General features: G+C 72.3%; 13 protein-coding genes. 7 read left to right on the top strand and 6 right to left on the bottom strand.

Features of this window, described 5'->3' with window-relative positions; translation table 11 throughout:
• The first annotated feature begins 22 nt into the window (after window positions 1-22).
• Complete coding sequence (locus ACVWW9_RS02785; RefSeq protein ID WP_456514287.1) at window positions 23-733, top strand: FadR/GntR family transcriptional regulator; 711 nt, start codon at window positions 23-25, stop codon at window positions 731-733.
• Here the strand turns inward: ACVWW9_RS02785 and ACVWW9_RS02780 are convergent, their stop codons facing one another.
• Entirely contained in the window at window positions 734-1381 is a 648-nt protein-coding gene (locus ACVWW9_RS02780; protein ID WP_456514286.1) for a response regulator, read from the bottom strand.
• Window positions 1378-2799 (bottom strand): sensor histidine kinase, encoded by a 1422-nt coding sequence (locus ACVWW9_RS02775; RefSeq protein ID WP_456514285.1) that lies wholly within the window; start codon window positions 2797-2799, stop codon window positions 1378-1380. The genes ACVWW9_RS02780 and ACVWW9_RS02775 overlap by 4 nt, the downstream gene beginning before the upstream one ends.
• Window positions 2800-3027: 228 nt before the next feature.
• On the opposite strand from ACVWW9_RS02775, the gene ACVWW9_RS02770 reads away from it, so the two are divergent.
• The 3 genes from ACVWW9_RS02770 to ACVWW9_RS02760 all read left to right on the top strand — a co-directional run bounded on the left by ACVWW9_RS02770 (window position 3028) and on the right by ACVWW9_RS02760 (window position 6753).
• On the top strand, window positions 3028-4701 hold the full coding sequence (locus ACVWW9_RS02770) for an ABC transporter substrate-binding protein (RefSeq protein ID WP_456514284.1): 1674 nt from the start codon (window positions 3028-3030) through the stop codon (window positions 4699-4701).
• Window positions 4702-4813: 112 nt separating this feature from the next.
• Entirely contained in the window at window positions 4814-5818 is a 1005-nt protein-coding gene (locus ACVWW9_RS02765; RefSeq protein WP_456514283.1) for an ABC transporter permease, read from the top strand.
• A gap of 14 nt (window positions 5819-5832) precedes the next feature.
• A complete protein-coding gene (locus ACVWW9_RS02760) occupies window positions 5833-6753 on the top strand; it encodes an ABC transporter permease (RefSeq protein WP_456515397.1) in 921 nt (306 codons plus the stop codon).
• A 504-nt stretch (window positions 6754-7257) separates the two neighbouring features.
• Here ACVWW9_RS02760 and ACVWW9_RS02755 read toward each other — a convergent pair.
• Window positions 7258-8916 carry an ABC transporter ATP-binding protein gene (locus tag ACVWW9_RS02755; protein ID WP_456514282.1) on the bottom strand — a complete coding sequence of 553 codons (1659 nt, stop codon included), beginning with the start codon at window positions 8914-8916 and terminating at the stop codon, window positions 7258-7260.
• Between the two features lie 37 nt (window positions 8917-8953).
• Window positions 8954-9907, bottom strand: a complete 954-nt coding sequence (locus tag ACVWW9_RS02750) for an NADP-dependent oxidoreductase (protein ID WP_456514281.1) — start codon at window positions 9905-9907, stop codon at window positions 8954-8956.
• A gap of 100 nt (window positions 9908-10007) precedes the next feature.
• Here ACVWW9_RS02750 and ACVWW9_RS02745 point away from each other — a divergent pair, with 100 nt between their 5' ends.
• Window positions 10008-10685, top strand: a complete 678-nt coding sequence (locus ACVWW9_RS02745) for a DUF998 domain-containing protein (protein WP_456514280.1) — start codon at window positions 10008-10010, stop codon at window positions 10683-10685.
• On the opposite strand, the gene ACVWW9_RS02740 is transcribed toward ACVWW9_RS02745, so the two are convergent.
• Both ACVWW9_RS02740 and ACVWW9_RS02735 read right to left on the bottom strand, forming a co-directional pair.
• A complete protein-coding gene (locus ACVWW9_RS02740) occupies window positions 10682-11437 on the bottom strand; it encodes an alpha/beta hydrolase (RefSeq protein WP_456514279.1) in 756 nt (251 codons plus the stop codon). The two genes, ACVWW9_RS02745 and ACVWW9_RS02740, sit on opposite strands and share 4 nt — an antisense overlap.
• Window positions 11437-12033, bottom strand: coding sequence for a YqaJ viral recombinase family protein (locus ACVWW9_RS02735; RefSeq protein WP_123696197.1), 597 nt, complete (start codon window positions 12031-12033; stop codon window positions 11437-11439). The genes ACVWW9_RS02740 and ACVWW9_RS02735 overlap by 1 nt, the downstream gene beginning before the upstream one ends.
• Window positions 12034-12106: 73 nt before the next feature.
• Between ACVWW9_RS02735 and ACVWW9_RS02730 the strand changes: the two genes are divergently transcribed.
• Window positions 12107-13108: a phosphotransferase enzyme family protein gene (locus ACVWW9_RS02730; RefSeq protein ID WP_456514278.1), complete on the top strand. Its 1002-nt coding sequence runs from the start codon at window positions 12107-12109 to the stop codon at window positions 13106-13108.
• A 77-nt stretch (window positions 13109-13185) separates the two neighbouring features.
• A complete protein-coding gene (locus ACVWW9_RS02725; RefSeq protein ID WP_123698394.1) occupies window positions 13186-13929 on the top strand; it encodes a response regulator transcription factor in 744 nt (247 codons plus the stop codon).

Raw genomic sequence — 13929 nt, 5'->3', positions numbered from 1 at the left:
GAACTCGTGGTGGGATGGAGCAATGCCACCAGCCTCCGCCTCGAGCACGCTCACCGCGCAGGTGCAGCGCTCCATCCTCGACCTCATCGAGGCCGACGGGCTCGAGCCGGGGCAGTCGCTGCCGTCGACGGCCGCGATGAGCGAGCGCTTCGAGGTGTCGCGGCCGGTCGTGCGCGAGGCGTTGAGCGCGCTGCACGCCACCGGCGTCGTCGAGCTCATGAACGGCCGCAACGCCATCGTCCGGCAGCTCGACGACCACCTCATCTCGCTCTTCCTGACGCGCGCGCTGCAGGCGACGGGCGAGCCGCTCGCCGCGCTCATGGAGGTGCGGGGGCCGCTCGAGATCCAGGCCGCCCGCCTCGCCGCCGAGCGGGCGACGCCCGACGCGCGAGCCGAGCTCGTCGACGAGGTGCACCGGATGGCCGCGCTCGCCGACGACCGCGACGCCTACGCGCTCGCCGACCTCGACCTGCACCGCAGCATCGCTGATCTGGCCGGCAACCCGGCGCTGCTGTGGTTCACGGGCGCCGTGCGCCACCGCGTCTACGAGGCGATCGTGCAGGTGCGCCAGCACCGCGCGGAGCACGGGCTGCTCGGCATCGAGCACGAGCAGCACGAGGCGATCGCGTCGGCCATCGCCGCGGGCGACGCGCCCGCCGCCGAGGCCGCCATGCGCGAGCACATGGCGTCGGTCGCGGGCATCGTCGCGGCGATCGAGTCGCCCGGCCGCTGACTACGCCTCGATGAGGCGGTGCTCGTAGGCGAGCGCGATGAGCTGCACGCGGGACGCGACGCCGAGCTTCGCGAGGATCGCGCGAATGTGCGTCTTCACCGTCGTCTCCGCGACCCAGAGCTGCTGCGCGATGTCGGCGTTCGAGAGCCCGCGCGCGGCGAGCGCGAAGAGCTCGCGCTCCCGGTCGGTGAGCGGCTCGAGCACGCTGGTGTCGGGCGCCGGCCGCACCGGCGCGAACGCCCGCAGCAGGTCGAAGGTCTCGGCGGGCGCGATCACCTGCTGGCCGTCGACGACCGCCCGGATCGACTGCACGAGGAACTCCGGTCGCGCGTCCTTCAGCAGGAACCCGCTCGCGCCCGCGCGGAGCGCATCCACCACCGCGCGATCGTGCCGGATGGTCGTGAGGACGATGATGTGCGGCGGCTCGGCCGACGCGCGGCGGATGGCGGCGGTCGCCGCGACGCCGTCGAGCACCGGCATGCGGATGTCCATGAGCACGACGTCGGGCTGCAGCTCGCGCGCGCGCTCGACCGCCTGCGCGCCGTCGAGTGCGGTGCCGACGACCTCGAGCCCGTCCTGGCTCTCGAGGATCATCGACAGCCCCTGCAGGAAGAGCTCCTGGTCGTCGACCAGCAGCAGCCGGATCACGCGCGCTCCGGCCGCGGCGCAGCATCCGGTCGCGGCACCCCATCCGGTCCCGACACCGGGTTGGTGACACTGCCGTCCGACGGCGGCACGGGGGTCAGGTCCACCGTCGTCGCGTGCGACCAGTCGGCGGCCGGCTGCCGCGGGTGGCGCTGCTCGTAGCGCCGCGACGCCTCCACGATCCAGGGCGCCACGACCTCCTCGGGCCGCCGCTGCACCGGCACGGGCAGCGTGGCGAGCTGGTCCTCGCTGAGGGGAGGCGTCGGGGCGTCGCTGACGGGCGAGTACGGCAGGTGCGCGCTCACCACGAAGCGATCTCCCTCCGCCGCGATCTCGAGCGAGCCGCCGGCGAGCCGTGCCCGCTCGAGCATGCCGGCGATGCCGCGCCCGGCGGGTCGCAGGGTGGCGCGGTCGCGGATGGGGGAGGAGACCACGATCGTCAGCCCCGGGCCCGTCCAGGTGAGGGAGACGGAGACCTCGACGTCCGCGCCGCCATGGCGCAGCGCGTTCGTGAGGCTCTCCTGCACGATCCGATAGGCCGCGATGTCGGCCACGCGAGCCAGGTGCCCGCGCGTGCCCACGTCCTGGAGCGTGACGGTGGGACCAGCGGAGCGCAGCTGCGCGACGAGCCCCGGGATGTCGGCGCTCGTCGCCTGCGGTCGTCGGTCGTCGTCGTCGACGCGCTCGAGCAGCTGCCGCACCTCGACGAGGGCGAGCCGCGCGGTGTCGCTGATCGTCGTCAGCACCGGGTCGATGCGCTCGGGATGCTGCCGGTGGCTGAGCCGCAGCCCCTCGGCCTGGGCGGCGAGCACGGCGAGGGAGTGGGCGATGACGTCGTGGAAGTCATGGGTGAGGTCGGCGCGCAGCCGCTCGTCGCGCAGCTCTGACTCGACGACGGTCGTGCGGGCGACGGCCTGCTGCTTCGCGGACTCGACCCGCAGGTAGTCGCGCAGCGCGCGAGCGCCGACGACCGCTGCCCACGCGACGACGGCGAAGGTCCACGCGTACCCGGCCTCCCAGGTCGCCACCGAGGAGGAGCCGATGCTCGCCTCGGCGCGCAGGCCGAGCAGGGTGAGCGCCGCAGCGGCCGTCACCGCCACCGGGATGCCGAGCAGCAGTCGCCACCGCAGCGGCTCGACGCCCCAGCTCGCGAGCAGGCCGACGGCGAGCGCGAAGGCGAGCAGCGCCCACCCCGTGCCCGACTCCCCGGCGAGCGGGGCGAGCAGGGCACCCAGCGCGGCGATGCAGAACGCCTGCAGCGGTCCGATGCGCGCGACGGCGAGCGCGAGGCAGAGCACGAGGACCGCGAGCATGAGCAGGGGCTCCCCGAAGCGCGTCAGCAGGTTCGCGACGAAGACGATCGCAGCGATGGGCGCGGGCCACCACCGCTCGGCGAGCCGACGGCTCCGGGTCATGTCCATGGCGTCAGGCTAGGCCTGCCCGCGGAGCCGATGCACGGCATCCGGCCGGATCTCCTCCCCGAGGACGAGACCCGCGCATCGACGGGCTCGGATCACCCGGACGCACCGAAACCTGATCGTGACCCTGCTGTGACATTCGAGGCGCCTGTGACTCGCTAGGTTGTCCCTACGCAGCCTCACGGCCGAGCCGCGGCGTGCGTCCAGTCCCAGAAGGAAAGGTCCAGCACCGTGAACCGAACCGCACACCGGCGACTCCTCGGGGGTCTCGCGGCAGGCGCAGCATTCGCGCTCCTGCTCACCGGCTGCCAGAGCCAGCGAGACGACGGCGATCCCGCAGCGTCAGAGCCGGGAGCAGCCAGCGACGTCGACTCGACGTTCGTCTTCGGCTCGTCGAGCGACCCCTCGGGCCTCGACCCCGCGTTCGCATCCGACGGCGAGACCTTCCGCATCTCGCGCCAGATCTTCGAGGGCCTCGTCGGCGTCGAGCCCGGCACGGCCGACCCGGCCCCGCTGCTCGCCGAGAGCTGGGAGTCGACCGAGGACGGCCTCTCCTACACGTTCGCGCTCAAGAGCGGCGTGATGTTCCACGACGGCACCCCGTTCGACGCCGAGGCCGTCTGCGCCAACTTCGACCGCTGGTACAACTGGACCGGCCTCACCGCGACCGAGAGCCTCTCCTACTACTACGGCTCGCTCTACGGCGGCTTCGCCGGCGACGAGAACGCGCTCTACGAGTCCTGCTCCGCCGATGACGAGACCACGGCGACGATCAACCTGACGCGTCCGTTCTCGGGCTTCATCGCCTCCCTCTCGCTCCCGGCCTTCTCGATGCAGAGCCCGACGGCGCTCGAGGAGTACGGCGCCGATGAGGTCGGCGGCTCGGAGGAGGCACCCGAGTACAGCGAGTACGGCGAGGCGCACCCGACGGGCACCGGCCCGTTCGTGTTCGAGTCGTGGTCGCCCGGCAACGAGGTCGTCCTCGCGGCGAACCCCGACTACTGGGGCGAGCAGGGCCAGGTCCAGGAGATCGTCTTCCGCGTCATCGACGAGTCGACCGCGCGCCGCCAGGCGCTCGAGGCTGGCGACATCGACGGCTACGACCTCGTCGCTCCGGCCGACACCGCCGCGCTCGAGGACGCCGGCTTCAACGTCATGCAGCGCGACCCGTTCACGGTGCTCTACCTCGGCTTCAACCAGACCGTGCCGGAGCTCCAGGACGTGCGCGTCCGCCAGGCCATCGCGCACGCGATCGACCGCGAGTCGCTCGTGACGCAGGTGCTCCCCGAGGGCACCGAGGTCGCGTCGCAGTTCATCCCGCCGGTCGTGAACGGCTACAACGAGGGCGTCACCGACTACGCGTACGACCCCGACGCCGCGCGCGACCTGCTGGCCGAGGCCGGCTTCGCCGATGGCCTCGAGCTGACGTTCAACTACCCGGTGAACATCTCGCGCCCGTACATGCCGAACCCGGAGCAGATCTTCACCGCGCTGTCGTCGCAGCTCGCGGAGGTCGGCATCACGGTGAACCCCGTCGCCGACGAGTGGACCGACTACCTCGACCGCATGCGCGGCACGTCGGACCACGGCATCCACCTGCTCGGCTGGACCGGTGACTACAACGACACCGACAACTTCGTCGGCGTCTTCTTCAACGGCTACTCGAACGAGTGGGGCTTCGAGAACCCGGAGCTGTTCTCGGCGCTCACCGAGGCTCGGCAGATCCCGACCCCGGAGGAGGCCGCGAGCACCTACCAGGAGATCAACGAGCAGATCGCGCAGTTCGTGCCCGGAGTGCCGCTCGCGCACCCCGCGCCGTCGCTCGCGTTCGACCCGCGGGTCACGTCGTACCCGGCCAGCCCCGTCAACGACGAGGTGTTCAACATGATCGAGCTGAGCGAGTAGCCTCGATCGTCACCAGCGGATGCCGCGGGCCCCTACCGGCCCGCGGCATCCGCCACGATCGGCTCGCGCGACCCGCGCGCCGTGACCCGCCCGCCCCCGACGGAGAGACCACGTGCTGAGAACCATCGGCAGACGACTGCTGCTGCTGATCCCGACGCTGTTCGGCCTGACCGTGCTGCTCTTCTTCTGGGTGCGGGCGCTGCCCGGCGGCCCTGCCGCAGCCCTGCTCGGCGAGCGCGCCACCCCGGAGGCGATCGAGCGCATCAACGAGGCCTACGGCTTCAACCGGCCGCTGCCCGAGCAGTACATCACCTGGCTCGGCAAGCTGCTCCAGGGCGACTTCGGCAACTCGATCGAGACCCGCAGGCCGGTGCTCGAGGAGTTCGTGAACCGGTTCCCCGCGACCGTCGAGCTCGCGATCATCTCGCTCATCATCGCGGTCGGCATCGGCGTGCCGCTCGGCTACTGGGCGGCGCGCAACCACGGCCGCCTGATCGACCACCTGTCGGTCACGGGCAGCCTCATCGGCATCACGATCCCCGTCTTCTTCCTCGCGTTCATGCTGAAGTACGTCTTCGCCGTCCAGCTCGGCTGGCTGCCCTCGACGGGCAGGCAGGACAGGGAGATCGATGCCACGCATGTGACGGGCTTCTTCGTGCTCGACGGTCTGCTAACCGGCGAGCTCGACGCCTCCATCAACGCGATCGTGCACCTGCTGCTGCCGGCGCTCGCGCTCGCCACCATCCCGCTCGCGATCATCGTGCGCATCACTCGCGCTTCGGTGCTCGAGGTCGTCAACGCCGACTACGTGCGCACCGGCCGGGCCAAGGGCGTCTCGACGCAGGTCATCCGCAACCGCTTCGTGCTGCGCAACGCGATGCTGCCCGTCGTCACCACGATCGGCCTGCAAGCCGGACTGCTCATCTCGGGCGCCGTGCTGACGGAGACCGTCTTCGCGTTCCCCGGCATCGGCGCGTTCCTCGCGAGCGCGATCTTCGCCCGCGACTTCCCGGTGCTGCAGGCCTTCGTGCTCTTCATCGCGATCTCGTACGCGCTCATCAACCTGCTCGTCGACATCTCCTACAGCTTCATCGACCCGAGAGTGAGGATCCAGTGAGCGCCGCAGAGGTCCTGCCCACCGTCCCCACGCCCGAGACCGGGCCGGCCGCGAGCGGGCGCCGCAGCGGCAGCTTCTGGGGAGACGTCCTGCGCCGCGTGCGCCGCAACCCCGCCGCTTGGATCGGCGGCGTCGTCATCGCCGCGTTCGTGCTCGTCGCGCTCCTCGCGCCGTGGATCGCGCCGTACCCCGAGCTCGCGACCCCTGGCCGCGAGTACCTGCGGCCGACGTCGCTGCCGGGCATCGGCGAGATCCCCGAGTTCCCGCTCGGCATCGACCGCTTCGGCGGCGACGTCGTCTCGAAGCTCATCTGGGGCGCGCAGGCGTCGCTCCTCATCGGCATCGCCTCGACGTTCTTCGGCCTGCTCGGCGGCATGGTGCTCGGCGCCCTCGCCGGCGCGTTCGGCGGATGGGTCGACACGATCGTCATGCGCGTGGTCGACATCCTGCTCTCGGTGCCGCACCTGCTGCTCGCCGTCTCGATCGCCGCGGTGCTGGGCCGCACGCCGCTCGCCATCATGATCGCCATCGGCGTCGCGCAGGTGCCGATCTTCGCCCGCCTGCTGCGCTCGTCGATGCTCGGCCAGCGCGAGGCCGACTACGTGCTCGCCGCCCGCACCTTGGGGCTCGGCACCGGTCGCATCACGATGTCGCACCTGCTGCCCAACTCCGTCGGCCCCGTGATCGTGCAGGCGACGCTGACGCTCGCGACCGCCGTCATCGACGCCGCCGCGCTGTCGTTCCTCGGCCTCGGCGGCGGGCGCCCGGAGACCGCGGAGTGGGGGCGCATGCTCACCTACGCGCAGCAGGAGCTCGCGATCGCGCCGCAGCTCGCGTTCCTGCCCGGCATCTGCATCATGATCACCGCGCTCGGCTTCACGCTGCTCGGCGAGGCCCTCCGCGAGGCGATGGACCCCCGCACCCGCAAGCGCTGACGGCCCCCGCGCGCGGCAGGTCGGGCGCGTCCCGCCCGCGGCGAGTGGTCACCTCCGCGCGTGAGTGGTCGCTTCCGCACGTGACTGGTCGCTTCCCCGCGCGAGTGGTCACGCCCGCGGGTGAGCGGTCACGCCGGCACCTGAGGGGTCACTCCCGCAGGTGAGTGGTGACGTTGGCGGGTCAGGGCGAGTGCAGCCGCCGGTCTCGGATGTGGAGACCAACGCATCCAGGAAGTGATGAGCGACGCGCGTGGTGAGTGACGCTCCCGGCGGGTGGTCACGGCATCCCTGCCGCATCGCGGGCGCTCGAAGGTGCCACTGAGCTCAGGGACGCCCACGCACCTGCGCGAGCAGCCGCTCGGGCGCGGGAATGACCGCTCAGGCGTGGGAGTGACCATTCAGGCGCGGGAATGACCGCTCAGGCGCGGGCGTGACCGCTCGGGCGCGGGAGTGACCGCTCAGGCGCGGGAGTGACCGCTCGAGCGTGGGAGTGACCGCTCGGGGTCAGCTCGCGATCTTCAGCTCGTTGCCGGGGATCGAGGCGAGCAGCCTGCGCGTGTAGGGGTCGCGCGGGTTGGTGAAGATCTCCTCGGAGGTCGCCGCCTCGACGAGCTTGCCGTTCTGCATCACCGCGACGTAATCGCTGATGAGCCGAACGACCGCGAGGTCGTGGGAGATGAAGAGGTAGCTGAGCCCGAGGTCGCGCTGCAGGTCGCCGAGCAGCCGCAGGATCTGGTCCTGCACGAGCACGTCGAGCGCCGACACCGGCTCGTCGCAGACGATGACGTCGGGGGAGAGGGCCAGCGCGCGGGCGATCGCGACGCGCTGCCGCTGCCCGCCCGAGAGCTCCGAGGGGTAGCGGCGCGCCATGTCGCTCGGCAGCGCGACGTGGTCGAGCAGCTCGCGCACGCGGCGCTGCCGCTCGGTCTTCGAGCCCTGCTTGTAGAACGAGAGCGGCTCGTCGATGATGCGCTCGATCGTGAACATCGGGTTGAGCGACGAGTACGGGTCCTGGAAGACCGGCTGCACGCGCTGGCGGAACGCCTTCTGCTCCTCGCGCGAGAGCGCGAACACGTCCTTGCCCTCGAAGCGCACCGTGCCGCTCGTCGGCTCGAACGCCTTCAGCAGCATGCGCGCGGCGGTCGTCTTGCCCGAGCCAGATTCGCCCACGATCGAGACCGTCGTGCCGCGCGGCACCTTGAGGCTGATGTCGTCGACGGCCTTGAACGGCTCGCGCCGCCCGCGCACGTGGAACTCCTTCGACACGTTCTCGAACTCGACGATGATGTCGGATGCGTTGCGCGGCACCGCGACGTCGGGTCGCCCCTCGGTGCGGGCGAAGTCCTCGGGCCGCAGGCGCGCCATCGCCACCGACGGCGCCGCCTTCACGAGCGACTGCGTGTAGGGGTGCTGCGGCGCCTCGAGGATCTGCTTGGCCGGCCCCTGCTCGACGACGCGGCCGCGGTGCATGACGACGACCCGCTGCGCGCGCTCCGCGGCGAGCCCGAGGTCGTGCGTGATGAGCAGCACGGCGGTGCCGAGCTCCTTGGTCATGGTGTCGAGCTGGTCGAGGATGGTGCGCTGCACCGTCACGTCGAGCGCGCTCGTCGGCTCGTCGGCGATGAGCAGCTGCGGCCGGCAGGCGAGCCCGATGGCGATGAGGGCGCGCTGCCGCATGCCGCCGGAGAACTCGTGCGGGTACTGCTTGGCGCGCTCGGCGGCGTTCGGCAGCCCGGCGGCCTCGAGCGTCTCGATGACCTTCGCGTCGACGGTGCGGCGGTCGGCGAGGCCGTGCGCGAGCAGCGTCTCGGCCACCTGCGAGCCGATGCGCGCGACCGGGTTGAGGTTCGACATCGGGTCCTGCGGCACGAGGCCGATGCGGCGTCCGCGCACCTTGCGCATCGCGGCCTCGTTCGCGCCGACGAGCTCCTCGCCGTCGAGCCGGATGCTGCCGGACGTGACCCGGCCGTTGCCGGACAGCAGCCCGATGATCGCCATCGCGGTCGTCGACTTGCCCGAGCCGGACTCGCCCACGATCGCGAGCGTCTCGCCCGCGGCCAGCGTGAGGTCCGCCTCGTGCACGGCGGTGACCAGGCCGTCCTGGGTCGTAAACTCCACCTTGAGTCCGGAGACCTCCAGCAGCGGCTTCTTCGCGTCGCTCATGCGACCATCCTGCACTGCCCCGGGGGCTTTCGGTGACTCAGCGGATCTTCAGCACGAGCTTGCCGCGCACGTGCCCGCCCTGGAGCTCGGCGAAGGCCTCGTGCACCTGGTCGAGCGGGTAGATGTGCTGCACCTCGACGTGCACGTCGCCGGCGTCGATGAGGCGGCCGATGATGCCGAGGTTGGAGCCGTCCGACTCCACCTTGACCGAGGAGGAGCGCAGCCCGCGCTCGGCAGCGGCTGCTGCGTACTCGGGCCACGACCCGGTCGGCACGTTGAGGTAGAGGCCGCCGTGCTTCAGCACGTCGAGCGAGCGGGTGCCGGTGTCGTCGGCGACGTTGCCGACGAGGTCGATGACCACGTCGACCTTCTGCAGCGCGTCCTCGAAGCGCGACTGCGTGTAGTCGATGACCTCGTCGGCGCCGAGCGACCTGGCGAAGTCGACGTTGCGGGTCGAGACCGTCGTCGCGACCTGCGCGCCGAAGTACTTCGCGAACTGCACGGCGAAGTGGCCGACGCCGCCGGCGCCGGCGTGGATGAGGATGCGCTGCCCGGCGCGCGCCTTCGCGACCCGCACCACGGCGTCCCACGCGGTGAGCGCCGCGCACGGCACGGCCGCGGCCTGCTCGAAGCTGAGCGACTCGGGCTTGAGGGCGAGCGCGAGGCTCGGCACGACCGCCTGCTCGGCGTAGGAGCCGCGCGTGCGCCAGTGGTTCACGATGCCGAAGACCGCGTCGCCCGGCTGCAGGTCGTGCGCCTCGTAGGGGGCCTCCGCGACCACGCCGGCGACGTCGCCGCCCGGGATCCACGGCAGCAGCGGCGCGACGGCCTTCGCGGCACCCTTGCCGATGACGGTCTTGAAGTCGATGGGGTTCATGCCCGCGGCGTGGACGTCGACGACGACCTCGGTGCCGAGCTTCAACGGGGCCTCCGTCTCGCCCACCTCGACCTCGTCGGTCGGACCGAACTCCCGCACCAGCACTGCGCGCATCGCACTTCCCCTCGCCTCGCTTTCGACGCTAGCGCACGCGTGTGACGGGCAGATGACGGCTTGGAGACGCGGCAGGTCGCGGCGCGGCTACAGTGCTCGTGTGCCGCTGCGCCCCCGGATCGCCGACGCCGCCGTCGCCGTGCTCGCCGCCGCGTGCCTCGTCGCGGGGGCGGTCGTGATCGGTGTCGCCCGCGTCGTGCTGGACCGCTACCTCTACATCTCGGAGCTCGGAGCCCTCACGATGCCGACGGCCGAGCTCTTCCAGGTCGGCTTCCTCCTCGTCGCCGCGGGCATCGTGCTCGTCGGCGTCGTCGTGCGGGACGTCCGCACGCGGCTGCCGGTGCTGCGGCGCTGGGCGCCGGCGGCGTCGCTCGTCACCGCGGGCGGCCTCTTCCTCGTCGCGGCCGCCGTGCCGTGCTCGCTCGGCTGCCCTTCGCTGCTCACCGACGGGGCGCAGTGGCGCGACTGGGTGCACATCGCGGCCGCGGTGCTCGCCTTCGCGGCCGGCTGCGTCGCGATGCTGCAGTTCGCGACCGCGGGCGACCGCTGGGTCGCGCGGCTCTCGGCCGTGAGCGGCATCGCGGTCGGGGTGATCTCGGCCACCGGCGGCATCATCTCGCTCGCCCGCGGCAACACCGACATCGGCTCGACGCTCGAGTACGTGGCGGCTGGGCTCGGCGTCGTGTGGATGCTCGCGATGGTCATCGTGCACACCGTCCCGACCCGTGCGGGCCGGCCGGTCGCGCCGGCCGACGCGCTCGTCGACGCCGAGCGCTAGCGGATCCCGACCAGGAAGCTGCCCAGCCGCTCGCGGAACCACGCGAACATCGCGGCCTCGCCGTCGTCGCGGGCGGGGGAGACGAGCATCCGGCACCCGAGCTCGTCGCGCCAGGCCTCGGCGACGTGCAGCGGATGCACCGGGTCGCGCGGGCTCGCGAGCACGACGGTGGGCGCGGCGATGCGCAGCTCGCCCGGTCGGTAGGCGACGTCGCGCGGGATCTCGAGCAACCGGATGCGCCGCTCGGCCGCGAGCGGCTGCGTCAGCTGCGCCTCGAGGCCGTGGGCATGCGCGAGCGACTCGTGCGCGATCGCGCGCCACGCGCCGGAGCGGTGCAGCTCGGCGAGCGCCCTGCGCGGCCGGTGCTCCTCGAGCAGCCGACCGAGCACGGGGAAGATCGCCAGGTTGGGCGGCAGCGGCTCGGTCGTGAAGGCGGGCCGGACGAGCGCGACGCGGTCGAGCGGGAAGCGGCCGGAGCGGGCGATGCTCGCCGCGAGCGCCGCACCGAGCGAGACCCCGACGATCGAGACGGGCGAGCCGTCGCGCGCGCGGGTGCGCCGGTCGGCGAGCTCGTCCGCGACCTCTGCTGCGAGCGCCTCGAGCGCGAAGTCGTCGGGCTCGCCGATGAGCGTGCTCGAGCCGTGGGCGCGGAGGTCGGGCGCGAGCACCTGCACGCCCGCGGGCACCGCGCCGTCGAGGTAGCCGTGCATCGCGCCCGCATCCGAGCCCAGCCCGTGGATGGCGAGCAGCATCAGCCGCGCAGGATCGCGAGCAGCCGGTCCGCGCGGTCGACGAGCATCGCGATCTCGTCCTCGTCGCGCTCGACCCAGACGTGCTTCGGCCGGCCGACCGGCACGAACTCGCTGTGCAGCTCCCAGACGAAGAGCGTGCGCTCGGCGCCGAGCACGTACTGCTGCCACCAGATCTGGCGCAGGTACTGCTTCGGCACCCGGTCGAACGGCTTCGACGTGGTCTTGATCTCGGCGAGCACGCTGCCGTCGTCGCTGACGCAGTCCGGCGTCGCGAGGTGCTGGCGGTCCGGCACCGCGTGGAAGAGCGCATCCGAGGGCACGAGCGAGAAGTGGTCGTGCACCCACCGCGCGATGTGCGGCTCGCGCGCCCGACCGTGGTCGGTGAAGGCGTTGCCCGAGAAGCCGCGGAGCCCCATCTTCTCTCGCGCGACGGCCTCGACGGCGCGCGAGGTGCTGAGCCGCGCGGCGTCGGTCGCGGTGACCCCGCGCGAGCGGGCGCGCAGCCAGGCGATGCGGTCGCTCGAGCGCGCCACGATGCGGCTGGTGTGGCCCAGCACCGTCGGCTGATCGCCGAAGATGTCGAGCTGGAGCTGCATGCCTCCATCGTCCCACGCCGGACCGACGCCGGCCGCGCGCCGCGCGCCGAGCGCGACGTGATGGGATGGCCGCATGACGCAGGCGTACGACCAGCTGGGCGAGGCCGACCAGGTCGAGGTGCTGCGCGGCGTCGCCCAGCGCGCGGCGGAGGCGTTCGGGCTCGAGGTCGAGGGCATGGCGCTCGCGCTGCACGGCTACAACACCACGTTCCGCGTCGACGTCCGCGACCGCCGGCGGCTCGCGCTCCGGGTGGGCACCAACTCGCACAGCACGCCGGTGCACGCCGTCGCGCAGCAGGCGTGGCTCGGCGCGATCGCGGCGGAGACCGACGTGCGCGTGCCCGAGCCGCTGCGCACCCCCGACGGCGGATGGTTCGTATCGGTCGACGCCGAGGAGCTGGGTCGGGCGGTGCTCGTCACGATGGCGAGCTGGCTCGAGGGCCCCGACGCCGAGGTGCTCGCGCACGACTCGGCGCGAGCGCTCGGCCGCGCGATGGCGGCGCTCCACGTCCAGGCCGCGGGGTGGGAGCCGCCGGCGGGCGGCGCGCTGCCGCGGCTGGACGCGCCGCTGTTCGGCGACCTCGACGTGCTCGACGACGCCCCCGGCCTCACCGCCGACGACCGCTCGGTGCTCGACACGGCACGGTCCCGGGCGACGGAGGTCTTCGACCGGCTGCACCGGGGCGCCGAGGTGCGGCCGCTGCACGCCGACCTGCACGGCGGCAACCTGAAGTGGCACGAGGGGCAGCTCGCGGTCTTCGACTTCGACGACGCAGGGCTCGGGCTGCCGGTGCTCGACCTCGCCATCTCGGCCTTCTACCTGCGCGGCGGCGATCCTGCCCTCGAGGCCGCACTGGGCGAGGGGTACGCGGAGATCGCGCCGCTGCCGGACGTCGACCCCGCCGACGTCGAGGCGCTCGTCGCCTCCCGCCAGCTGCTGCTCGCGAACGCCCTGCTCGTCTCGACCACCGCGGAGCACCGCGCGCAGGCCGCCGACTACACGGGCGTCGCGCTCGCGAGGCTGCGGCACTGGCTCGCCTCCGGCAGCTTCTCGCTCCACCCCGGCCAAGGGTGATCAGGGAAAGGCGACGCACAGGAAGCGCATAGGTAGACTGGGACGCCTCCACAGGATGCTCTGACGGAATGGATGGCATGACCGACACCGCTCAGCAGCAGCTGCGTGCACAGCCCCGCCTCACGCGCCCCGACGGGTCGCCCATCCGCATCGTCGTGGTCGACGACGAGCAAAGCCTCGCCGACCTCGTCGCCATGGGCCTCAAGTACGAGGGCTGGGACGTCAAGACCGCCGCGAACGGCCAGCAGGCGCTGCAGGCCGTTCGGGAGTTCCGGCCCGACGCGGTCGTGCTCGACATCATGCTCCCCGACATCGACGGCCTCACCGTCCTGCAGCGGCTCCGCTCCGCGGGCTTCGACGTGCCGGTGCTCTTCCTCACCGCGAAGGACTCGCTCGACGACCGCGTCGCCGGACTCACCGCCGGCGGCGACGACTACGTGACGAAGCCGTTCGGCCTCGAGGAGGTCGTCGCACGCCTCCGCGGGCTCATCCGTCGCACCGCCGCGACCGCCGAGGAGTCGAGCGTGCTCTGGGTGGGCGACCTGATGATGGACGAGGACTCCTACGAGGTGCGCCGCGGCGGCCAGCAGGTCGACCTCACGGCCACCGAGTTCGAGCTGCTGCGCTACCTGATGCGCAACCCCCGCCGCGTGCTCTCGAAGGCGCAGATCCTCGACCGCGTCTGGTCGTACGACTTCGGCGGGCGCGCGAGCGTCGTCGAGCTCTACATCTCGTACCTGCGCAAGAAGATCGACACCCTCGGCCCGCCCATGATCCACACGGTGCGCGGCGTGGGCTACCAGCTGCGCGCCGCTGAGTGA

The sequence above is a fragment of the Agrococcus sp. UYP33 genome (genome assembly GCF_054060915.1).
This window is presented reverse-complemented; position numbering and strand designations above follow the sequence as displayed.